Below are 24584 nucleotides of genomic sequence, written 5' to 3'. Positions count from 1 at the left end.
CTTTGTCTCAATGCTTGCCGATCAGAATCCGGTCCAGGCCGTAGACCTTGTCCAGCAGCAGCATCAGCGCGAGCGTGAGGAAGACGATCAGCGCCGACACGGCGGCCATCATCGGGTCGAGCGATTCCGTGGCGTACATGTACATGCGCACCGGCAGCGTGACGGTGGCGGGCGACACCACGAAGATCGACATCGTCAGTTCATCAAAGCTGTTGATGAAGGCCAGCAGCCAGCCGCCCGTGATGCCCGGCAGGATCATCGGCAGCGTCATGCGCCGGAACACCGTGAAGCTGCTCGCACCCAGCGAATAGGCGGCGTGCTCGACCGAGTGGTCAAAGCCGACCAGCGCCGCCATCACCAGCCGCATCGTGTATGGCGTGACGATCAGCGCGTGCGCGAAGATCAGCCAGCCGAAGCTGCCTTGCCCGCCCACCAGCGAGAACATGCGCAGCAATGCCACGCCCAGCACAAGGTGCGGAATGATCAGCGGCGAGAGAAACACGCCTTGCAGATACTGCAGCCCCGGCGCGCGATAGCGCACGATGGCCATGGCGGCAGGCACCGCCAGTGCGGTCGACAGCGTGGCCGCCGCCAGGCCCAGCCAGAGGCTGTTCCAGAACGATTGCACGAAGTCGGGGTGATGCAGCACCTGGTCGAACCAGCGCAGCGAGAAATGACTGGTGGGCAGCGTGAGTGTTTCTTCGGGCGTGAAGGCGACGATGCACACGATCACGAGCGGTGCCAGCATGAAGGTGATGACGAGCGCGTTGAAGATGAGCGCGAGCGGTCCGTTCTTTTGCATGTGCGCTCCTTCAGCCCAACGTTTTCTTGTAGCGGCCTTCGATCATGCGGTTCCAGCCCAGCATGATGACGAGGTTGGCCGCCAGCAGAATCAGCGCGATGGCTGCACCCAGCGGCCAGTTCAGTTCGTTCAGGTATTCGTCGTAGATGAGTGTGGCGACCATCTTCACGCGGCGCCCGCCCAGCAGGCCCGGAATGGCGAATGAGCTGGCCGCCAGGCCGAACACGATCAGGCTGCCCGACAGAATGCCCGGCATGACCTGCGGCAGCACCACGCGGCGCAACGTGGTGAAGTGCGATGCGGACAGCGACAGCGCGGCGTTTTCCACCCACGGGTCGAGCTTTTGCAGTGATGTCCACACCGGAATCACCATGAACGGCAGCATCACGTGCACTAGCGCAATCACGACGGCCGTCTCGTTGTAGAGCAGCTTGACCGGGCCGATGCCGACCGCCTTGAACGCGGCGTTGATCAGGCCTTCGGGCCCGAGCAGCATGCTCCAGCCGAATGCGCGCACCACGACCGAGATCAGCAGTGGCGCCAGGATGATGAGCAGGAAAATCGAGCGCCACGGCTTGCGCATCCGGCTCAGGATGTAGGCCTCGGGCGCGCCGATCAGGATGCAGATCAGCGTCACGAGCGCCGAGACGCGCAGCGTGCGCCAGAAGATTTCGTAGTAGTACGGGTCTTGCACCACGTGCAGGTAGTGCGCAAACGTGAAGGTGCCCGCAATCGGTCCTTTGTCGGCGTCGAATGCGTTGAACGACAGCATCACGCTCAGCGCGAGCGGCACGAACAGCATCACGCCGAAGAGCGCCAGCGCCGGGCCGGTCATGCTCCACGGCACCCAGATCGGTCTGCGGCTCATGCTGCGGTCCCCTCGGTGCCGATCACGCGCACATAGCGGTCTTCCCAATCCACGCCGACGGTCTGACCCACTTCGCGCGGGGCGTCGCCATCGTTCACGGCAGAGACCAGCATCGCGCCCAGCGGCGTGTCGACGGTGTACATCCACTGGTTGCCGAGGAAGAAGCGTTCGGTCACGCGGCCTTCGCAGCGGCCGGTGCCGTCGGTGTTGCACGTCATTTTTTCGGGGCGCAGCGCCAGCACGACCTTGCTGGCCGCGGGCGTGCCAGGCGGCAGTGCCAGTTGCACGGCGCCGACCGTTGCGCGGCGTTCGCCATCGGCACCGGACACCACGGCCGCATGCAGCAGGTTGGCCTTGCCGACAAAGGTGGAGATGAACGCATTGCGCGGATGCTCATACACCGCCAGCGGCGTATCCACCTGCGTGATGCGGCCCGCTTCCATGACGACGACGCGATCGCTGATCGACATGGCTTCCGCCTGGTCGTGCGTGACCATGATGGTGGTCGTGCCGACCTTGCGCTGGATTTCACGCAGCTCGAACTGCATCTCTTCGCGCAGCTTGGCGTCCAGGTTCGACAGCGGCTCGTCCAGCAGCAGCACCGGCGGTCTGATGACCAGCGCGCGTGCCAGGGCCACGCGCTGGCGCTGGCCGCCCGACAGCTCGCGCGGGTAGCGGTCGATATGTTTGTCCAGATGCACGAGCGCCAGCGTCTGCAGGGCGCGCTCGCGGCGTTCCGCTGCCGGGCACTTGCGCATCTCCAGCCCGAACTCCACGTTCTCGCGCACCGTCATGTGCGGAAACAGCGCGTAGGTCTGGAACACGATGCCCAGGCCGCGCGCGTTGGCTTTCGCACGGGTGATGTCCTTGCCGTCCAGCTCGATCGAGCCCTCGGTCACCTCTGCGAAGCCCGCAATCATCTGCAGCGTCGTCGTCTTGCCGCAGCCCGACGGGCCCAGCAGCGAGACGAATTCGCCCTTGTGCACGTTCAGGTTGAAGTCCTGGACGACCCGGAGGTCGCCGTACTGCTTGGAGACATGGTTCAGGCGCAGAAAACTCATCGGTGATCCTTTGCGATTGGGGGCGTCGCCAGATTCTTCCAATTGAACAATATGAATATGCTATTGCAACAGGTGTGCCAAAACATCGATTTCGCCTAGGTGTATACGCTGTAGTTGGAATTTTTCTCGTATTTATTCCGTTCATCGGAATACAATCGATCCACCAAATTCAGTCCATTCCAGCTTTATGTCTGTCGATTCCGAAGACGACGCGCATCAGCGCAGCGCCATGCACCGCACCTTCCAGATCCTGCGCACCATGGCGGAGCAGCAGCACCAAGGTGTGCGCGTCACCTACCTGGCCAAGACCCTGGGAATGACCCCCGCCACCACGCACCGCCTGCTGCAGGGCCTGACGCAGGAGGGCATGGTCGAGCAGGATCAGCAGAACAAGCTGTACCGCCTGAGCCTGGATCTTTTCTGCCTGGCGGCCCAGGCGGGCGCGGTGAACGACTTGCGCTCCGTCGCCCGGCCGGCCCTGCTGCGGCTGAATGCAAGCCTGGGCGACACGGTGTTGCTGCTGGTTCGCTCGGGCTTCGATGCGGTGTGCCTGGATCGCGTAGAGGGGCAATACCCGATTCGCACCTTCACCGGCGATGTGGGCGGGCGGATCGAACTCGGTGTGGGCCAGGGCGCGCTGGTGATCCTGGCGCACCTGCCCGATGCCGAGCAGGAGGAGGTGCTGCGCTACAACCTGCCGCGCATCCGGCACTACAGCGTGTACGACGAGGTCTATCTGCGCTCCGAGGTCAGAAAGGCACGCGAGCGCGGCTACAGCGCCAAGACGGACGGGCTGCTTGAAGGCATGGCCGGCATTGCCGTGCCGGTGTTCGATCGCAATGGCAATGTCGTCGCCGCGCTTTCCGTGGGGACGCTCGCCAACCGCCTGAGCGCCGAGCGCCTGCCCATCGTCTACGACATGCTGCTGCGCGAGGCCAATCGGCTGACCACGCAGATCAATCCGTTTGATCCGACGCTGCGTCGTCCGATGCAGTCGATGGCCGTGAGCGATACCTATCGCGCCATCTGATCTGACCGGGCGATCATGCGAGCACGCGCCCCGGGTTCAGCAGGCATTGTGGGTCGAGCGCCTGCTTGATGGTTCGCATCAATTGCAGGGCGATCGGCGCCTTGTAATGCGGAAGGTGATCGCGCTTGAGCGCGCCGATGCCGTGCTCGGCCGAGATAGAGCCGCCAAAGCGGTGGACGGACTGGTACACCGCATCGCCAATCGCGGCCTCGTGCGCGGCAACGAACGCCGCAGCGTCCGCCCCGGCCGGCGGCTGTACGTTGTAGTGCAGGTTGCCGTCGCCCAGGTGCCCGAAGTTGATGAGCCGCAGCCCGGGCGCGAGCGCCTGCAGTTGTGCATCGGTCTGCGCCACGAACTCGGGGATGCGCGAGATCGGCACCGAGACATCGTGTTTGATGTTGGGCCCTTCGGCGGCCTGGGCCAGGGTGATGCTTTCGCGGATGTGCCACAGCTCGTGCGCCTGCCGGATGTTCTCGGCGATGATCGCGTCGGTCACGATGCCGTCTTCCATCGCGGTTTCCAGAAGGTGTTCAAACTGCGCCCGGGCGTGCGCCTCTGACTCACTGTCGGAGGCTTCCAGCAAGACGCACCACATCGTGTCGCGCCACATCGGCACGCGCAGATGCGGATAGTGCGTGTCGACCAGCTTCAGCCCTTCCTGGCTCATCACTTCAAAGCCGGTGAGTGCGGCAGACAGATGCCGGTGCGACAAGGCCAGCAACGCCGTGGCGGCTTGCAGCGAAGGCACGGCGGCCCACGCTGTCAATTGCGCGGCAGGTTGCGGATGCAGCCGCAGCGTGGCTGCCGTGATGATGCCCAGCGTGCCCTCGCTGCCGATGAACAGATTGCGCAGGTCATAGCCGGTGTTGTCCTTGCGCAGGCCTTGCAGGCTCTCCCAGATTTGCCCGTCGGCCAGGACGACTTCCAGCCCCAAGCACAGCTCGCGCGCATTGCCATAGCGCAGCACTTGCGTGCCGCCCGCGTTGGTCGCCAGGTTGCCGCCGATCGTGCAACTGCCTTCCGCGCCCAGGCTCAACGGGAACAGCATGCCCGCCTCGCTTGCCACGTCCTGCAACGACTGGAGGACGCAACCGGCGTCCACTGTCATCGTCATGTTGGCGGCGTCGATGGCGCGCACGGTCTGCATGCGGCGCAGGCTCACGATGATCTGCTTGCCGCTGGCATCGGGCACCGAGCCTTCCACCAGGCCCGTATTGCCACCCTGCGGCACGATGGACGCACCAGCTTGCGCACACGCGCGCACGACCGCAGCCACTTCGGCCGTGCAGCCGGGCCGCACCACGCACAGCGCCTTGCCGCGCACGCGCTGGCGCCAATCGGATTCGTATTCGGCGCAGTCGTCGCCGGTTAAAACATTGGCGGGCCCAACGATGTCGCGCAAGGCCGGAATCAGGTTGTCGGGTGTCATGGCAATGCGATGAAGGTTGTCTCTATTTGAGGAAACGTCAATGCATGGCCAGCGCCACGGCTGCGGCCAGCCGCTGCACGGCCTGTTCGATCTGCGGCACCTCGGGCGCGGCAAACGACAGGCGCATCGTGTTGAGTTGCGCGTTGTCCGGGTAGAACGCCTTGCCCGGCACATAGAGCACCTGCTGCGACACAGCGGCATCAAAGAGCGCTTGCGGGTCGATCGACTGTGCGAACGTTGCCCAGACAAACATGCCGCCTGCCGGCGCCGCGCACTGCACACGGCCATCCAGCCGCGTGGCGATGCCTTGCACCAGGGCCTGCATGCGCCGTTGATACTCGATGCGCGCGCGCTGCACCGTGGCCGGATAGCGGCCGCTTTCCAGATAGCGCGCCGCTACCATCTGCGCCAGCGGAGACGTGCACAGATCCACCGTCTGTTTGGCAATGGCGCACCGGCGCAGCAGGCTGCTGTCGGCCAGCATCCAGCCGATCCGCAGCGCGGGAGCGACGGTCTTGGACAGACTGGAGAGATACACCACCGGGTTCGTGCCGCCTGCGGCCAACCGGTCGCCCTCCGCACGCAGGGTTGCTGGCATGGCAGCGGGGTTGCCCTCCGGCGCATCAAAGCGCAGCTCGCCGTACGGATCGTCTTCCACCACCCAGAAGCCGTGGGTGCAGGCCAACTGCACCAGGGCTTCGCGCCGCTGGGCAGCCAGCAGCGTGCCGCGCGGGTTGGAAAAGTTCGGCACGGTGTAGAGCAGCTTGGGGCGCTGCGTGGCAGGCAACCGGTGCAGCAGGTCGGCCAGCGCATCGGTTTGCAGGCCGTGTTCGTCCATCGGCACGGGCACGATGCGGGCCTGTGCCAGGCGCAAGGCTTGCAGCGTGGCAGGGTAGGCGGGCACTTCCACCAGCACCGTATCCCCCGGCTCGATCAACGCACGCACCAGCAGGTCAAACGCTTGCTGCGAGCCCGTGGTCACCATCATCTGCTCGGCGCTGGCCTGGATGCCCCGTGCGCCCATCAGCGCGGCAAGCGCCGTGCGAAGGACGGGCAGCCCTTCAGTCGCGCCGTACTGCAAGGCCTGCGCATCGCCCGTCATGGCCTGGGCGGCGGCGTGCGCCAGCCCTTCGGCATCGAACAGACTGGGCGACGGATACCCGCCCGCCAGCGAGATCATCCCCGGCTGGCTGAGGTACGGAAACAGTTCGCGGATGGGTGAGCCGGCGGGGTTCGCAAACGGGGCGGCAAAGCCCGGCATGGCGGCTGGTGTGTGCAGGCCGGTCATGCGGCATCCACCACAGGCGTGCCGCGCAGCACGGCGCGCACCTGATCGATCGAGCGCTGCTGCGCCGCCTCGTACAACGCGATTTCGTCATGCACGCGTGCGCCCAGCGCAGCCTCAAACACTTGCTGTGCGGCGTTGGCTTGATACTGCTTCTGCTCCTCGCCGCCCAGGTTGGACTGGAAGATGCCCGCCGCGCTCACCGGCAAGAAATCTTCATACGTGATGGGATCGGCTTGCACCCAGCCCTTGGTCAGAAGTTCCTCTAACGATGCATCGGCCGCCGTTGCGGTGTCGGTGTCGGCGTGGGCATGGCCTGACGGCGTGAGGCTGTAGCGATAGAACGCCAACTCTTGCGCTCGCAATGCCTCATGAGTATCCGGAAAGGCGCGGAACGCCTGGGCCAGCTGACTTCCGTAGTTGGGCGCTGCGCTGCCGGCACTGCCCATGCTGCGCACCTCGGCCAGCAGTTGGTCGTACAGCGCGCGGCCTTTGCGCGTGAGCGCCACGCCGCGCTGCTCGATTTCGCCAAAGCGCGCCGTGTGGGCGCCGGCGTCGTCGGTAAAGCGCACCGCTTCTTGCAGCGCCTTGAAGCTCGTCTGACGCAGCAGGATGGGGCAGCGCCGGCGCGGCGGACCTTCCACCACATCCTTGGCGTCCATGCCGCGTGCGGGCATGGCGGCCTGCGCGGCGTCGATGTCGAGCGTGCGCGGCGTCAGGTGATTGATGTGGGGGCCGCGGAAGCACACCACGTCGGCCACAAGACGGTGAGCGGCTTGCAGCGCACGATACGTCTCGGCATCGACCGTGGCGGTGCTGTGCCAGCGGAAGGTCTCCAGCGCCTCGCGTACGAACGCGTCGGCATCTGCGTCGGCCAAGCCGCCGTCGGCCTCGCATTGGGCAATCAATTCCAGTACGCGCGGCGTAAAGATCTGCCGGCGCGCCAGGATGGCAGCGGCCTTGTCGCGCAGGGCGGCGTCGGCAATCAGTTCAAGCCGCAACAGCGAGGTGAACACGCGAAACGGATTGGCCAGCAACGCGGCATCGCCCACCGGGCGAAACGCCGTCGAATGCACGGGCACGCCAGCCACCGACAGATCGTAGTAACCCACCGGCTCCATGCCCATGACGGCAAACAGCCGGCGCAGCGTCGCCAGCTCGGCTGCCGTGCCGACGCGGATGGCGCCGTGGCGCTCGACGTCCAGCCGCTCCAGCTCGCCCGACAGCGCCATCTGCGCGTGCAGGGCGGGGTCGGCGTCCAGCGTGCGAGCGTTGATGTCGGATACCAGCTCGACCAGAGTGCCGTATTGGGGCACTTCTTCGCGGTACATGGCGGACATGGCGCGCGAAAAGCGGGAGCGGATTTCGTTGGCGTGGATGAAGTTCGACGCCGAGGGTTGATGCGTAGCGCTCATGACTGAATGGGGTTTGGCAGGGACGAGGCCATGCTAGGTTGGCCAAGGAACGCCGGTCAAACGATAATCCGGCCCTAGGTCATTCCAAACTAGAATGACTGAGCGACTTCTGCACCGCACAACTCCTGCGCCCCATGTTCCTGTCCCGCCGCTTTCTGCCGCCGATGTCCCTGCTCTGCGCGTTCGAGTCCGCCGCGCGCCACCAGAGCTTCACGGCTGCCGCTGCTGAACTGCATCTGACGCAAAGTGCCGTCAGTCGCCAGATCCGCGCGCTGGAAGATCGCCTGGGTGCTGAGCTGTTCGTGCGTGAACGCCAGACCGTACGGCTAAGCGCGGCGGGGCAGGCGTATGCGGAGGAAATCCGCGGCGCGTTGATGCGCATCTCCAGCGCCACGGTCGGGTTTCGAGCCAATCCGCAAGGCGGCAGCTTGAATCTGGCCATCCTGCCGACGTTCGGCACCCGCTGGCTGGCGCCGCGCCTGCCGGCGTTTTTTGACGCGAACCCCGGCATCACTATCAATCTGACGACGCGGCTGTCGCAGTTCGACTTTCAACTGGAAGCGGTGGACGCGGCCATCCATTTCGGTACGCCGCATTGGCCGGGGGCGGAACTGGCCTTGCTGATGAGCGAAACCGTCGTGCCTGCCTGCAGCCCGGCATTGCTGGCGCGGTACGACTTTGCGCAGCCGCGCGATCTGCTGCATGCGCCGCTGTTGCACCTGGCCTCGCGCCCCGATGCCTGGCCGCGCTGGCTGGCCAGCCATCAGGTGACGGGGGCAGAACCCCAGGGCATGCTGTTCGACCAATTTGCCACGGCCGCGCAAGCGGCGGTTGCCGGCCTGGGCGTGGCGTTACTGCCGCGCTTTCTGATCACCCACGAGCTGCAGCAAGGCGACCTCGTGCGGGCGTTGCCGCATGTGCCCGAGATGGAGAGCACCGAGCGTTACTACCTCGCCTGGCCCACGAGCCGTGCCGACTATCCGCCGCTGCAAGCCCTGCGGACATGGCTGGTGAAAGCGGCGCGAGACTTCATGCCCACGCAGTCCGCAGAGCGAGGCGCTGCGCTTTCGTAAAAGCGCAGAAACACGCGAGGCGCTTAGCACCGCGACGTTCTTAACGTGTGGCGGCCGTATAAACAGCTGTATCGGCTCTGATGCCGAGGTCACGGCGGAACGTTTCCGGATCGAACCCCTCCTGAACCTGCTGCGCCTCAATCGCGGATCTGGCGGTCTCCATGGCTTGCAGACTGGCCCATTCGACGATGGACACCACGTTGAACTCGGCGGTGCCAGCGGTGTGCGTCAGCACTGAGCTTTTCAAGCAGCCTGGTTGGGCTGCAAGCAGGCTTCTCGCTTGCTGGATGCGCTCCATGAAAGCCGGCATCGCGGCCGACGGTACGGCAAAGCGGCCGATGCGGAAAACCACCGTGTGTGAGTCGTCGGAAGCTTGTACGGATGTCATGCGGAACCTCGTCATGAGGAGTGGGTGGGTGATACCGCCGTACTCTAGAATCTCAAGTAAGATTGAGGTCAAGAGGTTCGCGCATGAAAAAACATCCCTTGGAAGAAATGGGTATTTCGCTCACGTTGAGCGTGGGAGAGGTATCCCGCCGCAGCGGCGTGCCTGTATCGACACTGCATTTCTACGAAGCCAAGGGCCTCATCGAGAGTCACCGGACGAGCGGCAACCAGCGCCGATATTCGCGCGACGTTTTGCGCCGCGTAGCGTTTGTGCGTGTGGCGCAGCGTGTCGGAATTTCGTTGGCTGAGATAGCGGCCGGGCTGGATAAACTGCCGAAGGGCAGCATTCCCGACCGCGAAGCTTGGTCGCGATTGTCGACGACATGGCGCGGTGACCTGGACGAGCGCATCGCTCAACTCAAGAAGCTGCGCGACACATTGGATGATTGCATCGGCTGTGGCTGCTTGTCGATCGACCGGTGCCGCCTGCGCAATCCGCTGGACAAGTTAGCCCAGGAGGGGGCCGGGCCGCGACGACTGATGATCAAACCTCTGAAATCGTAACGGCGGCAACTTGCAGTGGTGTTCCGCAGGGTGGGTAACGCCGGGCTTTGCTCACGTGGCTGCTGGATGCACGTAATACGGCCGCAGGGGCCCCCCAAGTGGGAACGTCGCACTAATGTTGGTGGCGAGGGACTGCCAAATACGTCCTATCCGTGCGAAGAGTCCGAGCGTGAGCGGAGGCGCAATCAGCGCTCAAAACGCCGTGGCAAGTCATTGATTTTATTACCAAGGAAAGCCCGGATCTGGTGGGAAAAAATCTTCCACCTGAGGGGCGCTCTGCATTTAGAATCAACGGCTTACATAAAAAATCCACCATGTCCATCCAACACGCACTGCTGACATCCTTGCTGGAAAAGCCCTCGTCGGGCTACGAGCTTGCTCGACGCTTTGACAAATCGATGGGCTATTTCTGGAGCGCCACGCATCAGCAGATCTACCGTGAGCTTGGCCGCATGGCCGAAGCCGGCTGGGTGAGCGTGGAAGAAGAGGAAGACAGCCGCAAGAAGACGTACACCGTGCTGCCGCCAGGCCAGGCCGAACTCGCCCGCTGGGTACTGGAGCCGACCGTGTCGTCGGACAACCGAGAGGAAGTGCTGGTGAAGCTGCGCGCCGAGGCGGTGATCGGCCCGCTCGGTTTTGCCGACGAGATGCAGCGCCTGATCGAGCAGCACCGCACGCGCCTGAACACCTTCCGCGAGATCGAGAAGCGCGATTTTTCGCGGTCTGATCTCACACGTGCGCAGCGGTTGCAGCACGCAGTGCTTCAGCGCGGCATCGTTTACGAAGAAGGCTGGCTCGCGTGGGCAGACGATGTGCTGCCGTTGCTGGAGCCAGCCTCTGTGACGGCCTGATGGCCTGTTGATCTAAGGGCCTGGCCGCTTACACCGTCGCTTTGTCACCCGCCGGAGCGCGCAGCGCTTCGATGTTGTTCAGGCGACGGCGTGCCACCTCGAACTCTTCGGCAAAGCGCTTGACGAGTTCTGCCGCCGGTACCACGCGCTTGACCGCGCCCACGCCCTGACCGGCGCCCCAGATGTCCTTCCATGCCTTGGCCTTGGCACCGCCGCCCGAGCCGAAGTTCATCTTGCTCGGGTCCGATTCCGGCAGCGCGTCCGGGTCCAGGCCGGCGCCTTCGATGCTCTTGCGCAGGTAGTTGCCGTGCACGCCGGTGAACAGGTTCGTGTAGACGATATCGCTGGCGGTGCTTTCCACGATCGCTTGCTTGTAGCCCTCGATCGCGTTGGCTTCTTCGGTGGCGATGAACGCGGATCCGACGTAGGCCAGGTCTGCACCAGCTGCCAATGCTGCCAGGATCGCATTGCCATTGGCGATGGCGCCCGACAGCAGCAGCGGGCCGTCAAACCATTCGCGAATTTCATGGATCAACGCAAACGGCGAGGTGGTGCCCGCATGGCCGCCCGCGCCCGCCGCCACGGCGATCAGGCCATCCGCGCCTTTCTCGATCGCCTTCTTGGCAAATTTATTGTTGATGACATCGTGCAGCACGATGCCGCCGTAGCTGTGCACCGCCTGGTTCACATCTTCACGCGCACCCAGCGAGGTGATGACGATGGGCACCTTGTACTTCACGCACAGTTCCAGGTCGTGCTCCAGACGGTCGTTCGATTTGTGCACGATCTGGTTAACGGCAAACGGTGCCGACGGCTTGTCGGGATGCTGCGCGTCGTATTCGGCCAGCTCCGTGGTGATGCGCTGCAGCCAGGTTTCCAGCAGCTCTGCCGGCCGCGCATTGAGCGCCGGAAACGAGCCAACCACGCCCGCCTTGCACTGCGCGATCACGAGGTCGGGGTTGGAAATGATGAACAGCGGCGAGCCCACCACGGGCACGGACAGGCGGTTTTGCAGGATCGGCGGCAGCGACATGGCAGTCTCCGTTGGTCTTGGTATGGAATTGAGGTCTTAAATCAGGGAAAGGCGTTCAGGCGCCGGCCTTGAGCAGGCCGATCTTGTCGCCCAACTTGGCGCCCATGGCCGCGCCGAGTGCCTGCAAACCAGTGGCCGGGCGGACCATGACTTCGAACTCGACGATCTTGCCTTCAGCGTTGAAGCGCACCATGTCGATGCCCTTCAGCGCCTTGCCGCTCACGTTGGCGCTGAATTCCAGCACCACGCTGGCGCCATCGTCGGTGGCGAAGCTGCGGTGGTATTTGAAGTCTTCGAAGACAGTGTTGACGGTGCGCAGCACCAGCGTGGTCGCCGTGCGGCCCGGGTAAGGCGTATGCGCCACGGGTGAGCGGAAGACCACTTCGTCGGCAAACAGCCGGTCGAGATCGTCCATGTTGCCGCTGTCGAGCATGGCATGCCAGGCCTCGAGCGTGGCTTGCGCGGGGGCGTTCAATGTCTGGGGAATCGGCTGCGGCATGCTGGCTCCTGGGCAGAAAGTGCAACGGATTGCATCAACGTGGGATGCAACATAGCACAGCCGTCTTTTTCTATGCAACAAGTTGCATAGTGGGGCTATTCGACTTCAGACGAGATCAGCCGGCATCATGGTCCGGGTGCTGGGCACGTACCACGATGACGGTGCGGTGCGACAGGCGCGCCGTGCGTTCGGCCACGCTGCCCAGCAAAAGGCGCGCGAGCCCGTGCTTGCCGTGCGAGCCCACCACGATGGTGTCGGCCTGCCAGCGCTCGGCCTCGTGCTCGAGCGCGTGGCCGATGTCGTCGTCGGTGGAGTCGAGCATCAGCACGCCGGTTTCAGCAGCGGTGCCGTCAGCGTCGAACAGGCGTTGCCATTCGACCAGCGATGCGCTGGCCGTCCGGTGTGCCTCTTCGCGCAATTTGTCGATGCTGTAAATTTCGCGCGACTCCGGCATGCTCGGCGAGCCGATCGCCCACACGACCCGGACCCGGCCGTTGAATGCACGGGCAAGGGCGGCGGCTTCTTCCACCGCCAGGTGGGCTTCATGGGTGCCGTCGAAAGCGGCAAGAATGCGTTGATGCATGGGGCGCTCCGCAGAATCGGAATGGAATGCCTCACTGTAGCAGCGCAGGTGGGCGATGCTGCACCCGGATGTGCCCGGGTTGCGCCGCATCAAACGGGCGCTGTCGTGCGCGCGGGGTGCGCCAGCAGCAGGTCCAGCAGCCCTTGCGCCGCCACCGACAGGCTGCGCCCGTCGCGCCGGACGACATACAGCGTGCGTACGAGCCCCGGCAGCGGCAACGGCCGCACCACCAGCTCCGGCAAACGGAACTGGAACAGCGCCAGCGCGGGAATGACGGTGATGCCCAGGTTGGCCGCCGCCAGCGCGGCCGCCGTGGCCAGGTGTTCGACTTCCATGCCGCTGCGCAGCTTGGTCGGGTGCAACGCCGCATCGAGGTATTGCCGGATGCTCGTGTTGCGCGCGAGGTGGATGAACGGCGTGTCGACGAGATCGCCCACGGCCAGCGCCGGCTTTTGTGCGAGCGGGTGATCCTCGTGACAGACGAGGTGGAAATCGTCGGTGCAGAACGGTTGTGCGGCCAGACCCGCCATGTCGGCGCCCATGGCCGCGATGGCGAAGTCCGCCGCGCCGCGCCGGACCATGTCGATGCACGGGTCCGACAGTTGATCGTGCAGCGCCAGTTGAATGCCCGGATGCTGGGCAGAGAACGCGGCCAGCACGCCCGGCAGAATGCCCGCCGCGATCGACGGCAAGGCGGCCACCGTCACGCGCCCCGTGCGTGCGGCGGCGCGATCGCGCAGCTCCGAGAACGTCGCCTCGAAATCGGCCAGCAGGCGCAGCGCCGATTCGGCAAAAGCTTCGCCCTCGGGGGTCAGTTCAACATGGCGCGTGTTGCGGTCGAACAGGCGCACGCCGGCATCAGCCTCCAGGTTCTGGATCAGCGCGCTGAAGGCCGATTGCGACAAGTGGCACGTCTGTGCGGCTTGCGTGAAGTTCTTGTGCTCGCGCAGCGCGGCAAAGGCGCGGAGTTGCTTGACGGAGAGGTTCATGGCGATGCCGGGCGTGGTCCGCCAGCTTAGCCTGGAATCTCCAGCGTGAGCAGGGCGCTTGCGAGCGACTTGCCATGCGCATCCAGCGCCAGCGAGCGTGTGACGCCGCCGGCCAGGGCGCCGCGGAGCACGAAGTTGAGCGCGCCAAGCTGCGGCAGCACGTAGCGCTCGACATCGCCGCGGACGAGTTCAGCGAAATGCGCGCGCACGCGCTCGGCCGTGACGTGCTGTTCAAGCATGGCGAAGTCTTCCGCGCATTCCGGACGAAGCGCGATGACGGAGATGCACGAGATGTCGCCCTTGTCGCCGGCGCGGGTGTGGGCGAGGTCGCGGAGGGTGCGGGGCATGTCAGCTCTCCAGAATGTGCACGGCGTGCGGGGCGAGTTCAGCGGGAATCAACGTCGATGCCACGGCGATGATCTCGCGCGCGCTCTTGGTCGCGCCGCCGCCGCCGGACGGGCCGCACGTCAGCAGGGTTTCCACTTCGTTGCCGATGCGCACGGCTTCGGCCATCGACTCGGTGCGCACGGCCACGCGCACGCGCACTTCGTACGGTTCGGCGTCGGTGCGGGAAAGGGCTGCGCCGTGCAGAGCATCCACGCCGATCAGCTCGAAGCGCGTTTCCGTCATCTGCACGCCGGTGAGCGCCAATCGCTCGCGCACGATGTCGAGCGCCAGCTTGCCGCGGGCGACCGCGTTCGGGCCGGCATAGCTGATCTGGCCTTCGCCGATGTAGCTGTCGAGATAGCCGATCGACACCTTCAACTGGCCCGTGCGCGGGGTGCCGGTGGCGCCTTCAATGACGACGCGGTCTTTGCCGCTGCCGCGCATGCGCACGTTGGAGAAGTCCGCCACCACGTCAGGCGTGAGGTACCGCGCAGGGTCATGGATCTCGTACAGCAACTGCTCCTTGCACGTGGCTTCGGTGACAAGCCCGCCGGCCGTGGCGACCTTGGTGATGAGCACCGAGCCGTCTTCACCGACTTCGCCAATGGGGAAGCCCAGACGTGCGAGATCGGGCACGTCCTTGATGCCGGGGTCGGCAAAGTAGCCGCCGGTGATTTGCCCCGCGCATTCGAGCAGATGCCCGGCGAGCGTGCCGCAGCCAAGGCGATGCCAGTCGTCCATGCGCCATCCAAAGGCGTGGATGAGCGGCCCGAGCGCGAGCGCCGGATCGGCCACGCGCCCGGTGATGACGACGTCCGCACCTTGCGCCAGCGCATCGACAATGCCCTGCGCGCCGAGGTACGCATTGGCCGACACCATACTTGCCTGCAGCGATGCGACTGGCGCGCCGCCATCCATCAGCGTGAAATCCTGGCCGCGGGCTTGCAGCAGGTCGAACACGTCGTCGCCCGTCACGGCCGCCACGCGCAGCTTGAGGCCCAGCTCGCGGGCGATGTCGCGCGTGCGCTCGGCAGCCGCCTGCGGGTTGGCCGCGCCCATGTTGGTGACGATGCGGATGCCGCGCGCCGCGCAGGCCGGTAGCACGGCGCGCATGCGCGCTTCGAGCAGCGGGTCGTAGCCGTGCGATGGGTCTTTGCGGCGCACCTGCTGCGCGAGCGCGATGGTGCGCTCGGCCAGGCATTCAAACATCAGCACATCGATGTTGCCGTGCTCTGCCAGTTCCAGCGCCGGTTCGATGCGGTCGCCCGAATAACCGGCGCCGCCGCCGATGCGCAGTGTTTTCAACTCGGTCTTCATGCCATCACCATCACCACGGAAGCACGCCCAGTACCACGGCCACTGCGGTCATCAGCAGCGAGGCACCGAACAGGAAGGGGATCGAGAATTTCTGGTGGTCTGCCAGTTCGATACCGCACAGGCCGACCACGAGAAAGGTCGCAGGAGTGAGCGGGCTGACCGGGAAGCCGGTGGTCATTTGGCCGAGGACGGCCGCCTGTGCCACATGCACGGGCGCAACGCCCAGCATCTTCGATGCTTCGGCCACGACGGGCAGCACACCGAAGTAGAACGAATCCGGATCGAACAGCAGCGACAGCGGCATCGACAGCACGCCCAGCACCACCGGAATGTGGTGCGCCATCCCGGGCGGAATGAAGTCGACCGCCGTCTTCGCCATCGCGGTGAGCATGCCGGACTTGCTCATGATGCCGGTGAACACGCCGGCGGCCAGCAGAATGCTCGCCATCATCAACGCGGCCTTGGCGTGGGCGTCCACGCGCTGGCGTTGTTGATCGACGTTCGGGTAGTTGATCAGCAGCGCGGCCACCACGCCGAGCATGAACATCACCACCGGGTCGACCTTGCCGCTCACCATCACGCCCATCACCACAACGGTGAGGATGAGGTTGATCCAGAAATTGCGGGGGCGACGCAGCGCTTGTTCCGCGTCTGACAGCGGGCGCGCAACGACTTGCGCGCCGCCGGCGTGGTTGGCCAGGCCCAGCCGTCTTTCTTCACGCTTGCCCAGCAGCCATGCGCAGGCAAACACGAAGATGAGCCCCGCAATCTGCACCGGGATCAGCGGGTTGAAGATGTCCGTGACGGGCATATGCAGCGATGCGGATGCGCGGATCATCGGCCCGGTCCACGGCAGGAAGTTCACGCCGCACGCCATCGACGTTACGCACGCGAGGATGCGGCGGTCCATGCCGAGCCGGTCGTACAGCGGCAGCATGGCGGGAATGGTGATCAGAAACGCCACCGCGCCCGAGCCATCCAGGTGAATGAGCAGCGCCAGCAGCGCCGAGCCCACCACGATGCGCGGCGGGCGGCTGCCCACGGTGCGCAGGATGCGATCGATGATCGGGTCGAGCATGCCGGCGTCGGTGACGATGCCGAAGTACAGGATGGCGAAGATGAACATCCCCGCCACAGGCGCGACGTCTTTGATGCCGCCGATGATGAACTTGCTGGTGTTGAGCCCGAAGCCGCCCACAAGCGCGGCGATGACGGGAATGGCGATGAGCGCGACCAGCGGCGACATGCGTTTGGTCAGGATCACGACAAACAGCGCAACGATGGTCAGCAGCCCGAGCAGTGCGAGCATGGTCTCCTCCGAGTGAGGGGTCGATGGACCCTAGGATTCGGAATCCCTGTTGGCGGGATTTAGGAGCGACTGTAGAAGTTGGTGATCTGCCTGTGAAACAGAATATTTGGATCGATTGTGCGGATTTGTGGATGAGTGGTGCCGACGCCGCCCGCCAAATCGCGGCAGAATGTCTCGCATCCCAATCCAACCATCCAACGCCGGAGCCCTCGTGAGCGCTACCCCGACCGTCCTGATCCTGCCCGGCTGGCAGAACTCCGGCCCTGAGCATTGGCAATCGCGCTGGGAACGCCTGCATGGCGATCGCCGTGTTGAACAGCGCGACTGGTTTGTCCCCAAGCGGGCGGATTGGGTGGCCGCGCTGGAAGCCGAAGTCAGCGCAGCGCCCGGCGATGTCGTTTTGGTGGCGCACAGCCTCGGCTGCGTGCTGACGGCACATTGGGCGGCCACGTCGGCGCGTGCCGTGCGGGTGCGCGGGGCCTTGCTGGTGGCACCGCCACAGCTCGATCGCGCCGACATGCCATTCGAGGTGGCCGACTTCCGCCCCATTCCGCAGCAGCGTTTGCCGTTTCCCGCTGTGCTCGTTTTCAGCACCGACGATCCATTCAGCGACGCCGCCTGGAGCCACAGCCAAGCCGAAACGTGGGGTGCGGAGCCCGTCAACCTAGGCGCGCGCGGCCATATCAATGCCGAATCGGGCCTCGGTGACTGGCCAGAAGCCCGCGCGATCGTCACCAAGTGGACGAAAGACCTCATCTGAAATCAGCGGGATGCGGGGCTTGACCCTGAAGCTTCTTCAGGGTTTTGAATGGAGGCATGAAACCCGATCTCGCCTCCATCCTGCCTGTCCACGACCACGCCAAGCCGGAAGCTTCCGGTTGCGGCGGTTGCTGCGGTCATGCGCAACCGGTCGCAAGGGACGCCGCCCACCCTGCGCGTGATCATGGCCACGACCATCACGATCACGACGATCATGATCACGGCCACGCGCCCGAAGCCGCTGCTCCCGTCGATGCCGAAGCGCGCGCAGCCGCCACCGGCCGCACCGTCGTGCGTATCGAGCAGATGGATTGCCCGACCGAAGAGCGCATGATCCGCGCGAAGCTGGGCAACGCGGATGGCGTTGTCGCGCTGGATTTCAACTTGCTGGAGCGTCATCTCACCATCCACCACACCGTTGACGATGTGGCGCCCTTCCTGGAGGCGCTGCGCGCCATCGGCATGGACGGCGAGGTGCTTGAACAGCGCGATCGCCTGGCCGCAGTCCCTGCGGAGCCGTCCCATATCTCGCGCCGCACGTGGCTGCTGGGTATTGGAGGCGTGGCCGCGTTCGGCGCTGAAGCCATCGCCTGGTCGCTTGGCGATCATGCGTGGCCGGTGCTGGCCTTGGCGTTAGCCTCCATTGCATTGGCCGGCGGGCCGACGCTGCGCAAGGGCTGGATTGCCGTGCGCGCGCTCACGTTCAATATCAACTTCCTGATGGCGGTGGCCGTCATTGGCGCGCTGCTGATCGGCAAGTGGGCTGAAGCGGCCATGGTGATCTTCCTGTTTGCCGTGGCAGAAGCCATCGAAGCCCGCGCGCTGGTGCGGGCCCGCGATGCCGTGCGCGCCCTGACGGCCATCGCGCCGGACACCGCAGAGTTAGCCGATGGTGCAGGCGGTTGGCGCGATGTGGCGGTCGACAGTGTTGCCGTCGGCGCGCGCCTGCGTGTGCGCACCGGCAGCCGCGTGCCGGTCGACGCCCGCATCGTGAGCGGCCGCGCCGCACTGGACGAATCGCCCGTCACCGGCGAAAGCCTGCCGGTGGAAAAAGCCGTTGGAGACAGGATCCTCGCCGGCACGATCGTCACCGACGGCGTGGTCGAGGCGCAAGCCACGGCGCTGGCCGCGGACAGCACGCTGGCGCGTATCGCCGGGGCCATCCAGCAAGCGCAGTCGCAGCGCGCGCCCACGCAGCGCTTTGTCGATAAGTTCTCTTCCATCTACACGCCCGCGATGATGTTGCTGGCGTTGGCGGTGGCCGTCATCGGCCCGCTCGTCACGGCCGACGGTTGGCTGGCTTGGACCTATCGCGCGCTCGTGCTGCTGGTGATCGCCTGCCCGTGCGCGCTGGTGATCTCCACGCCGGTGACGGTCGTCAGCGGTCTCGCCGCCGCCGCACGCCGCGGCATCGTCGTCAAGGGCGGCGTGTATCTGGAAAGCGGGCGGCGCCTGCGTGCGCTCGCGCTGGACAAGACCGGCACGCTCACCGCAGGTCGCCCGGTGCTCGACGCGGTGAAGTTGCCCGACGGCGCACGCCGCGCCGTCGCGGATCTGAACGCCGCGACCGACGCGACACAGCTGCATGCGCTGGCAGTGGCAGCGGCGCTCGATGCCAACACCACGCACCCGATTGCCGTGGCCATCGTGCAGGCCGCTGCGGCGCACGGCGCGGTCGATGCGAATTCAGTGGAAGACCTGTCTGTGCTGCCGGGTCGTGGCGTGGCGGGCACGCTCAACGGTGTGCGCTGGCATCTTGGCAACGCGGCGCTCGTCGCAGAGCGTGGCTTCGACACGTCCGCCTGGCGTGCTGCTGCCGAGTCGCTGCAAGCGGAGGGCATGTCCGCCGTCACGCTGTGCGACGCGAACGGTGTCGTGGCGCTGTTCGGCGTGCGTGACCGCGAGCGTGCCGAAAGCGCCGAGGCCATCGCCGCATTGCGCGCGCTGGACGTGACGCCCGTCATGCTCACCGGCGATGACCGCCGCGCTGCACAGGCCATCGCCAAGACGGTCGGCATCGACAACGTGCACGCAGAGCAGCTCCCCACTGACAAGCAACGCGTGGTGGGTGAGCTTGCCGCACAGCACGGCTTCGTCGGCATGGTGGGCGATGGCATCAACGATGCCCCCGCACTTGCGCGGGCCGATATCGGTTTCGCCATGGGCGCCGCCGGTACCGCCACCGCGCTGGAAGCGGCCGACGTGGCCATCATGGACGACGACCCGCGCAAGCTCGCCAGCTTCATCCGCATCAGCCGTCGCACGGTGGCCGTGCTGCGTCAGAACATTGTGCTGGCGCTGGGCATCAAGGCGGTGTTTCTGGCGCTGGCCGTGATGGGCGACGCCACGTTGTGGATGGCGATCTTCGCCGACGTGGGCGCGAGCCTGCTGGTGGTGTTCAACGGCCTGCGCGTGATGCGCACGCGCGCCTGAGTTGCCGGCGCGCGCGGGGCAACGCGATCAGCGCAAGCCGGTGATGCGCGCGTCTTTCGGGTAGGTGATCTGGTAGTCGGCAGAAAAGCGCGCGCTTTCGCCGGCCGGGATCGTCTGCTCCCACGCGATCACGCCGGGGCGGCGTTCCCAGTTGCGCTTGGCAGGTTCCGGCGAGAAAGTGGAGCGCACCTTGATGTCGTCGGACTGGCTGACCGGCGTGGCTTCCAGGATCTGCACGTCGATCGCGTCACGGTGGCGGTTGCGCACCGTGTAGAGCGCGGCCAACTGGCGCTCGTTGCGGTTGTCGAGCAGGCCCACACTGCGCTGGAAGGTCTTGGGCGTTTCCACCACCACGTTTACGAGATCGTCGCGGCCAAAGGGCAGCGTGACCTTCTGGTCTTCGCCTGCCGGATTCCACTGTGTGCTGCCAACTACCGCGCCATCGCGGCGCAACTGCATGTTGCCGGCGGGCCAGATGCCTTGCGGGCGGTCCACGGTGGCGACCAGGTAGGCGGTGGCGTCCATGCGCGGCGTGCTGCGCGCCGAAAGCTTTGCGGGCAGCGTTTCGCTCGCCAACGTGAGCGTGACCTTCTGGGCGTCGGAGGGCAGCTCAGTGGCGCCTTGCACGTCGAACTCCGTGGCAAACGCGGTCTGGACGGCGTTCACTTCGAATAGCGGCTCGCTGTCTGCCTCACGTTGCTCATTGTTCCGGCCGAATCTGGCCTTGGGTGCTGGCGCCATCGCCGCTGCAGGCGCGGCGGGGTAGGGCATCGCCTGCGGCGGCGGCTGAATATCCAATTGCCACGCATACGGCTCCGGCCCGCGTGGCGTGTTGCGCGGCTGGCCGGTCGACAGGCGCAGATGCACGCCGCGCCAGTCCTCGCCGGTGGACTGCGCAAGCGTGGCCTGCCGCTCGATGACAACGTTCGAACGCACCGAGTCCACGCTTGCCTGATATGCCGGCCGCCAGCCCGCACGCGAGGTCTGATAGCTGACGCGTAATTCACCGCCGCGCGGTGCCGCCACGGCAATGCGCACCGTGCGCAGCGTGCTGGACGCCGAGCCCTGCGTGCGTTGCAGCGCGTCAAGCTGCGCCTTCAGTTCAGCATCGCGCTTCTTCAGTTGTTCCTGGCGGGTAAAGACGTCTTGCGCGTTGCGGGCCAGCGCGTCGGTCGCGCGGCCGAGCGTGGAAAAATCGGTGGCCGGCGCGCGGCCATCGCCGCCCGTGCGTTCGCTCACAGCCTTCAGGTAGCTGGCCGACAGCGCATTCGCCTGGATCTGCACGCCAAGCGCGGCGCGCTGGTCTTCCAGTGCGCGGATTTGTGTGTCGAGTGCCGTTCTGTCGCAGCCGCTGCCTTCGCTGGGAACGCTTTCCACGCGCACATCCCCAACGCGGATGCTGCTGTCGCCTTCCACGCGCAGACTGTCGGCGTCGAACGTCATGGGCAGGCAGGCCAGCTCTACGCTGCGGGCGCCCGCAGCCACAGTGGCCGTGCGCACGACCGTGGCGCTATCCGGATACAACGTGACATCGGTGATGCGCGAAGGCGTCGCTGCCTGCGCCGTGACGGCCGCGGCAGACGCAATCGCGCCAAGCGCCGCGCATGCCACACGTTGTCGATGCTGGAATCGTGCTGCTGCAGCCGGTTTCGTCTTCATCCGCCTCACCCACGTGTCGTGAAATGCGGCGAGTATCGCACGTCAAAGCGCACGTCAAAGTGATGTGCCCGGCATGGAGAAAGACAGCTCAGCGATGCACGCCGCGAATATGCCGATACGCGTGTTCGCCCTCGCCATGTTCATGGCTGTGGCCGTGATGATTGCCGGCAACAGGCTCTTCGTGCAGCGATTGCAGCACGCCGCACTCAGCCACCGAAGCCGCCGTCGTGCAGCGTTGCCCGATCGCCTCGATCTGGCCTTTGAGATCGGTCAGCTCGGCGATGCGCGCTTCAACGTGACGCAGGTGTTCGTCCAGTAGGTTATTGATCTCTTCGCACGACGCCTGCGGGTTGGCCTGCAACTCAAGCAGCCGGCGGATTTCGGTGTGCGCCATATCGAGCGACCGGCACTTCGCAATGAAGGCCAGCAGCTCGACATGCTCAGGCGTGTAGACGCGGTAATTGTTGGCGGCCCGTGCCGGCGGGGGCAGCAAGCCCTGCGCTTCATAGAAGCGGATGGTCTCGATGCTGATGCCCGTGCGCTGGGCGAGTTCGCCAATTTTCATACGCGTTGAAAAAAGAATCAGAAAACAGTCGGCTCAGCGGTCACGGCTTCAACGCCGGCGACTTTCAGGCAGGCGTCCAGGCAGGCGCGGCAGGCAGTTGCACAGGCGCTGCAATGGCCCTGGCCGTGATGATCGCATTCTTCAGCGCACTGAGAACAGATCTCGGCGCAGTCTTCCAGCAGCAGTTCTGCGAATTCGCTGTTGCGCTCGAGGAATTTGCGCGTGAGAGCGCAGTATTCCGCGCAATCCGTGCACACGCCGATGCAGCGCGCCATGGCTTCGGCGTGGCCATTCTTGCCGGATTCCGTCGCGCAATGAGTGCAAGCGGCCTCGCATGCCTGCAGCGCCTGGATCACACTGGCAAATCGCTTGGCATTCTCTTTCGCGGTCGGACGAGTGGTCATGTCGGTTCTCCTGTGGCAGTGGATGTGCACGCGCGCGCGCTTGGGAAAGGATGAGCCCGGGCGCCGCCCGAAACCCATCTCTCCAATTTAGCAACTCGCGCTCCACTGCGTGAGCCAGACTTGTGCGTTACACCGCTTCCGCCTCGCTCTTGCCGCTGCGCAGCATGCCGTTGCCCGCCCGTGCGATCAGGCGATTCACGCCCCCCACGACGGCCCGGATCGACGCCGTTGTCAGGTTGGCATCCACGCCCACGCCGAATACGCTGCCCGCCATGCCCGGCGCGGCCATTTCTGCAAATGCGATGGCATCGGCGTTGGCGCCCTGACCCAGCGCACGTTCCTCGTAGTGATGGATCGACACGGGCGCCGCCAGCACGTGCGACAGCGCATGCACCAGCGCATCCAGTGGCCCGTTGCCGGTGCCTTCGCAGATGTGCTCGCGGTCAGCAATGTTCACCACCAGGCGGATGTGCTGGCTGCCGTCGTCGCGCTCGGTCAGGCGGTGCGATACGTAGCCGATCGCGCCATCGCCGCGCAGATAGGTCTGCTGGAACAGTGCCCAGATGTCGGCGCCCGTGGCTTCGCGGCCGCTTTCATCGGTCAGCTGTTGCACGGTGCTGCTGAATTCCACCTGCAGGCGGCGCGGCATGGCAACGCCATAGCCGGATTCCAGCAAATAGGCGATGCCGCCTTTGCCCGACTGGCTGTTCACGCGAATGATCGAGTCATACGTGCGGCCCACGTCGGCCGGGTCGATTGGCAAGTAGGGCATTTCCCACAGCGCATCGGGCTTCTGCACCGCAAAGCCTTTCTTGATTGCATCCTGGTGCGAACCCGAGAACGCCGTGAACACCAGGTCGCCCACGTACGGATGGCGAGGATGCACCGGCAGTTGCGTGCAGTCTTCGCAGGTCCGTGCCACGTCATTGACGTGCGAGAAATCCAACTCCGGATCAACGCCCTGCGAGTACAGGTTCAACGCAAGCGTGACGAGATCCACGTTGCCGGTGCGCTCGCCGTTGCCGAACAGGCAACCTTCCACGCGATCGGCGCCGGCCATCACGGCCAGTTCAGCCGCAGCCACGGCCGTGCCGCGGTCGTTGTGCGGATGCACGGACAGGATGATTGAATCGCGGCGCGCCAGGTTGCGGTGCATCCATTCGATCTGGTCGGCGTAGATGTTTGGTGTGGCCATCTCCACCGTGGCCGGCAGGTTGAAGATGATCTTGTGCTCGGGCGTCGGCTCCCAAACCTCGGTCACCGCGTTGCAAACCTCCAGCGCGAAATCCAGTTCGGTGCCGCTGAAGACTTCGGGGCTGTATTGATACGTCCACTGCGTCTCGGGCATCGTTTCCGCGATCTCGCGGATCAGCTTGGCGCTTTGCACGGCAATGCGCTTGACGCCCTCGCGGTCAGTGTTGAACACCGTGCGGCGGAACACCGGCGCCGTTGCGTTGTAGACGTGGATGATCGCGCGCTTGGCGCCGCGAAGTGATTCCATCGTGCGGCGGATGAGGTCTTCGCGCGCCTGCGTGAGCACTTCGATGGCCACGCCGTCGGGGATGTGTCCACCCTCGATCAGCTCGCGCACAAAATCAAAATCGGTTTGGGATGCAGCGGGGAAAGCGGCTTCGATTTCCTTGAAGCCAATCTGCACGAGCATCTTGAACATGCGCATCTTGCGCTCGGCGTTCATGGGCTCGAACAGGGCCTGGTTGCCATCGCGCAAATCCGTGCTCATCCAAATGGGTGCACGGGTGATGGTCTTGTTGGGCCAGGTGCGATCGGCGAGGGCGATGGCGGGGAAGGGGCGGTATTTGGTGCTGGGGTTCTTCAACATGGTGTGTGCGTCCTGTGAGATCGAGATCGGTTTCGTACAACG

At 65.2% G+C, this 24584-nt stretch carries 24 protein-coding genes; 6 read left to right on the top strand and 18 right to left on the bottom strand.

The features are described from left to right. Positions 1-7 precede the first annotated feature (7 nt). The 3 genes from ACEN9T_RS04755 to ACEN9T_RS04745 are packed head-to-tail and all read right to left on the bottom strand — an operon-like array spanning position 8 to position 2731. A complete protein-coding gene (locus ACEN9T_RS04755) occupies positions 8-802 on the bottom strand; it encodes an ABC transporter permease (protein ID WP_092971010.1) in 795 nt (264 codons plus the stop codon). 10 nt (positions 803-812) lie between these two features. Further along, a complete protein-coding gene (locus ACEN9T_RS04750) occupies positions 813-1670 on the bottom strand; it encodes an ABC transporter permease (protein WP_092971011.1) in 858 nt (285 codons plus the stop codon). Then, positions 1667-2731, bottom strand: coding sequence for an ABC transporter ATP-binding protein (locus ACEN9T_RS04745; RefSeq protein WP_092971012.1), 1065 nt, complete (start codon positions 2729-2731; stop codon positions 1667-1669). Before ACEN9T_RS04745 ends, ACEN9T_RS04750 begins: the two co-directional genes overlap by 4 nt. Positions 2732-2918: 187 nt before the next feature. On the opposite strand from ACEN9T_RS04745, the gene ACEN9T_RS04740 reads away from it, so the two are divergent. Next, a complete protein-coding gene (locus tag ACEN9T_RS04740) occupies positions 2919-3761 on the top strand; it encodes an IclR family transcriptional regulator (protein ID WP_092971013.1) in 843 nt (280 codons plus the stop codon). Between the two features lie 13 nt (positions 3762-3774). On the opposite strand, the gene ACEN9T_RS04735 is transcribed toward ACEN9T_RS04740, so the two are convergent. Genes ACEN9T_RS04735 through ACEN9T_RS04725 form a run of 3 tightly spaced genes read right to left on the bottom strand, consistent with a single transcriptional unit; the run spans position 3775 to position 7890 of the window. Further along, the gene (locus tag ACEN9T_RS04735) at positions 3775-5190 is read right to left on the bottom strand and encodes an FAD-binding oxidoreductase (protein ID WP_413705644.1); all 1416 of its coding nucleotides are present in this window, start codon (positions 5188-5190) and stop codon (positions 3775-3777) included. Between the two features lie 37 nt (positions 5191-5227). Beyond that, positions 5228-6478 carry a PLP-dependent aminotransferase family protein gene (locus ACEN9T_RS04730; RefSeq protein WP_413706581.1) on the bottom strand — a complete coding sequence of 417 codons (1251 nt, stop codon included), beginning with the start codon at positions 6476-6478 and terminating at the stop codon, positions 5228-5230. Continuing rightward, positions 6475-7890: a VOC family protein gene (locus ACEN9T_RS04725; protein WP_413706580.1), complete on the bottom strand. Its 1416-nt coding sequence runs from the start codon at positions 7888-7890 to the stop codon at positions 6475-6477. The genes ACEN9T_RS04730 and ACEN9T_RS04725 overlap by 4 nt, the downstream gene beginning before the upstream one ends. 134 nt (positions 7891-8024) lie before the next feature. On the opposite strand from ACEN9T_RS04725, the gene ACEN9T_RS04720 reads away from it, so the two are divergent. Further along, positions 8025-8963: a LysR substrate-binding domain-containing protein gene (locus ACEN9T_RS04720; RefSeq protein WP_413706579.1), complete on the top strand. Its 939-nt coding sequence runs from the start codon at positions 8025-8027 to the stop codon at positions 8961-8963. 40 nt (positions 8964-9003) lie between these two features. Here ACEN9T_RS04720 and ACEN9T_RS04715 read toward each other — a convergent pair whose 3' ends face one another. Continuing rightward, positions 9004-9351: an antibiotic biosynthesis monooxygenase family protein gene (locus ACEN9T_RS04715; protein WP_413706578.1), complete on the bottom strand. Its 348-nt coding sequence runs from the start codon at positions 9349-9351 to the stop codon at positions 9004-9006. Positions 9352-9434: 83 nt separating this feature from the next. On the opposite strand from ACEN9T_RS04715, the gene soxR reads away from it, so the two are divergent. After that, positions 9435-9914: a redox-sensitive transcriptional activator SoxR gene (gene soxR, locus ACEN9T_RS04710; protein WP_413706577.1), complete on the top strand. Its 480-nt coding sequence runs from the start codon at positions 9435-9437 to the stop codon at positions 9912-9914. A 314-nt stretch (positions 9915-10228) separates the two neighbouring features. Beyond that, on the top strand, positions 10229-10765 hold the full coding sequence (locus tag ACEN9T_RS04705; RefSeq protein ID WP_092971019.1) for a PadR family transcriptional regulator: 537 nt from the start codon (positions 10229-10231) through the stop codon (positions 10763-10765). Positions 10766-10793: 28 nt separating this feature from the next. Here ACEN9T_RS04705 and ACEN9T_RS04700 read toward each other — a convergent pair whose 3' ends face one another. The 7 genes from ACEN9T_RS04700 to ACEN9T_RS04670 all read right to left on the bottom strand — a co-directional run bounded on the left by ACEN9T_RS04700 (position 10794) and on the right by ACEN9T_RS04670 (position 16882). Next, a complete protein-coding gene (locus ACEN9T_RS04700) occupies positions 10794-11798 on the bottom strand; it encodes an NAD(P)H-dependent flavin oxidoreductase (protein WP_092971020.1) in 1005 nt (334 codons plus the stop codon). A gap of 55 nt (positions 11799-11853) precedes the next feature. After that, entirely contained in the window at positions 11854-12297 is a 444-nt protein-coding gene (locus ACEN9T_RS04695; RefSeq protein ID WP_092971021.1) for a nuclear transport factor 2 family protein, read from the bottom strand. A gap of 115 nt (positions 12298-12412) precedes the next feature. Then, on the bottom strand, positions 12413-12880 hold the full coding sequence (locus tag ACEN9T_RS04690; protein ID WP_413706576.1) for a universal stress protein: 468 nt from the start codon (positions 12878-12880) through the stop codon (positions 12413-12415). 89 nt (positions 12881-12969) lie between these two features. Then, entirely contained in the window at positions 12970-13869 is a 900-nt protein-coding gene (locus ACEN9T_RS04685; RefSeq protein WP_413706575.1) for a LysR family transcriptional regulator, read from the bottom strand. Positions 13870-13895: 26 nt separating this feature from the next. Then, entirely contained in the window at positions 13896-14216 is a 321-nt protein-coding gene (locus ACEN9T_RS04680; protein WP_413706574.1) for a hypothetical protein, read from the bottom strand. A 1-nt stretch (position 14217) separates the two neighbouring features. Beyond that, positions 14218-15573: an acyclic terpene utilization AtuA family protein gene (locus ACEN9T_RS04675; protein ID WP_413706573.1), complete on the bottom strand. Its 1356-nt coding sequence runs from the start codon at positions 15571-15573 to the stop codon at positions 14218-14220. 10 nt (positions 15574-15583) lie between these two features. Further along, positions 15584-16882 (bottom strand): CitMHS family transporter, encoded by a 1299-nt coding sequence (locus tag ACEN9T_RS04670; RefSeq protein ID WP_092971026.1) that lies wholly within the window; start codon positions 16880-16882, stop codon positions 15584-15586. Between the two features lie 211 nt (positions 16883-17093). Between ACEN9T_RS04670 and ACEN9T_RS04665 the strand changes: the two genes are divergently transcribed. After that, entirely contained in the window at positions 17094-17642 is a 549-nt protein-coding gene (locus ACEN9T_RS04665) for an RBBP9/YdeN family alpha/beta hydrolase (RefSeq protein ID WP_092971027.1), read from the top strand. Positions 17643-17698: 56 nt separating this feature from the next. Then, entirely contained in the window at positions 17699-20074 is a 2376-nt protein-coding gene (locus tag ACEN9T_RS04660) for a heavy metal translocating P-type ATPase (protein ID WP_413706572.1), read from the top strand. 27 nt (positions 20075-20101) lie between these two features. On the opposite strand, the gene ACEN9T_RS04655 is transcribed toward ACEN9T_RS04660, so the two are convergent. From ACEN9T_RS04655 to leuA, 4 genes are all read right to left on the bottom strand, one after another. Further along, positions 20102-21733, bottom strand: coding sequence for a mucoidy inhibitor MuiA family protein (locus tag ACEN9T_RS04655; protein WP_413706571.1), 1632 nt, complete (start codon positions 21731-21733; stop codon positions 20102-20104). Between the two features lie 88 nt (positions 21734-21821). Further along, a complete protein-coding gene (cadR, locus tag ACEN9T_RS04650; RefSeq protein ID WP_092971029.1) occupies positions 21822-22298 on the bottom strand; it encodes a Cd(II)/Pb(II)-responsive transcriptional regulator in 477 nt (158 codons plus the stop codon). Between the two features lie 17 nt (positions 22299-22315). Then, entirely contained in the window at positions 22316-22702 is a 387-nt protein-coding gene (locus ACEN9T_RS04645; RefSeq protein WP_092971030.1) for a four-helix bundle copper-binding protein, read from the bottom strand. A gap of 127 nt (positions 22703-22829) precedes the next feature. After that, positions 22830-24542, bottom strand: coding sequence for a 2-isopropylmalate synthase (gene leuA / locus ACEN9T_RS04640; protein WP_413706570.1), 1713 nt, complete (start codon positions 24540-24542; stop codon positions 22830-22832). Between the last annotated feature and the right edge of the window lie 42 nt (positions 24543-24584).

Source organism: Ralstonia sp. Ralssp110 (assembly GCF_047325135.1).
Lineage (GTDB): Bacteria > Pseudomonadota > Gammaproteobacteria > Burkholderiales > Burkholderiaceae > Ralstonia > Ralstonia mojiangensis.
This window is presented reverse-complemented; position numbering and strand designations above follow the sequence as displayed.

Excerpts from the sequence above, each read along its gene's own strand:
- ACEN9T_RS04730 (WP_413706581.1), bottom strand. The coding sequence starts at position 6,478 with ATGACCGGCCTGCACACACCAGCCGCCATGCCGGGCTTTGCCGCCCCG.
- cadR (WP_092971029.1), bottom strand. The coding sequence starts at position 22,298 with ATGAAAATTGGCGAACTCGCCCAGCGCACGGGCATCAGCATCGAGACC.
- ACEN9T_RS04660 (WP_413706572.1), top strand. The coding sequence starts at position 17,699 with ATGAAACCCGATCTCGCCTCCATCCTGCCTGTCCACGACCACGCCAAG.
- ACEN9T_RS04735 (WP_413705644.1), bottom strand. The coding sequence starts at position 5,190 with ATGACACCCGACAACCTGATTCCGGCCTTGCGCGACATCGTTGGGCCC.
- ACEN9T_RS04705 (WP_092971019.1), top strand. The coding sequence starts at position 10,229 with ATGTCCATCCAACACGCACTGCTGACATCCTTGCTGGAAAAGCCCTCG.
- ACEN9T_RS04680 (WP_413706574.1), bottom strand. The coding sequence starts at position 14,216 with ATGCCCCGCACCCTCCGCGACCTCGCCCACACCCGCGCCGGCGACAAG.
- ACEN9T_RS04675 (WP_413706573.1), bottom strand. The coding sequence starts at position 15,573 with ATGAAGACCGAGTTGAAAACACTGCGCATCGGCGGCGGCGCCGGTTAT.
- ACEN9T_RS04725 (WP_413706580.1), bottom strand. The coding sequence starts at position 7,890 with ATGAGCGCTACGCATCAACCCTCGGCGTCGAACTTCATCCACGCCAAC.
- ACEN9T_RS04720 (WP_413706579.1), top strand. The coding sequence starts at position 8,025 with ATGTTCCTGTCCCGCCGCTTTCTGCCGCCGATGTCCCTGCTCTGCGCG.
- soxR (WP_413706577.1), top strand. The coding sequence starts at position 9,435 with ATGAAAAAACATCCCTTGGAAGAAATGGGTATTTCGCTCACGTTGAGC.
- ACEN9T_RS04695 (WP_092971021.1), bottom strand. The coding sequence starts at position 12,297 with ATGCCGCAGCCGATTCCCCAGACATTGAACGCCCCCGCGCAAGCCACG.
- ACEN9T_RS04670 (WP_092971026.1), bottom strand. The coding sequence starts at position 16,882 with ATGCTCGCACTGCTCGGGCTGCTGACCATCGTTGCGCTGTTTGTCGTG.
- ACEN9T_RS04685 (WP_413706575.1), bottom strand. The coding sequence starts at position 13,869 with ATGAACCTCTCCGTCAAGCAACTCCGCGCCTTTGCCGCGCTGCGCGAG.
- ACEN9T_RS04645 (WP_092971030.1), bottom strand. The coding sequence starts at position 22,702 with ATGACCACTCGTCCGACCGCGAAAGAGAATGCCAAGCGATTTGCCAGT.
- ACEN9T_RS04715 (WP_413706578.1), bottom strand. The coding sequence starts at position 9,351 with ATGACATCCGTACAAGCTTCCGACGACTCACACACGGTGGTTTTCCGC.
- ACEN9T_RS04740 (WP_092971013.1), top strand. The coding sequence starts at position 2,919 with ATGTCTGTCGATTCCGAAGACGACGCGCATCAGCGCAGCGCCATGCAC.
- ACEN9T_RS04700 (WP_092971020.1), bottom strand. The coding sequence starts at position 11,798 with ATGTCGCTGCCGCCGATCCTGCAAAACCGCCTGTCCGTGCCCGTGGTG.
- ACEN9T_RS04690 (WP_413706576.1), bottom strand. The coding sequence starts at position 12,880 with ATGCATCAACGCATTCTTGCCGCTTTCGACGGCACCCATGAAGCCCAC.
- ACEN9T_RS04745 (WP_092971012.1), bottom strand. The coding sequence starts at position 2,731 with ATGAGTTTTCTGCGCCTGAACCATGTCTCCAAGCAGTACGGCGACCTC.
- ACEN9T_RS04655 (WP_413706571.1), bottom strand. The coding sequence starts at position 21,733 with ATGAAGACGAAACCGGCTGCAGCAGCACGATTCCAGCATCGACAACGT.
- ACEN9T_RS04750 (WP_092971011.1), bottom strand. The coding sequence starts at position 1,670 with ATGAGCCGCAGACCGATCTGGGTGCCGTGGAGCATGACCGGCCCGGCG.
- leuA (WP_413706570.1), bottom strand. The coding sequence starts at position 24,542 with ATGTTGAAGAACCCCAGCACCAAATACCGCCCCTTCCCCGCCATCGCC.
- ACEN9T_RS04755 (WP_092971010.1), bottom strand. The coding sequence starts at position 802 with ATGCAAAAGAACGGACCGCTCGCGCTCATCTTCAACGCGCTCGTCATC.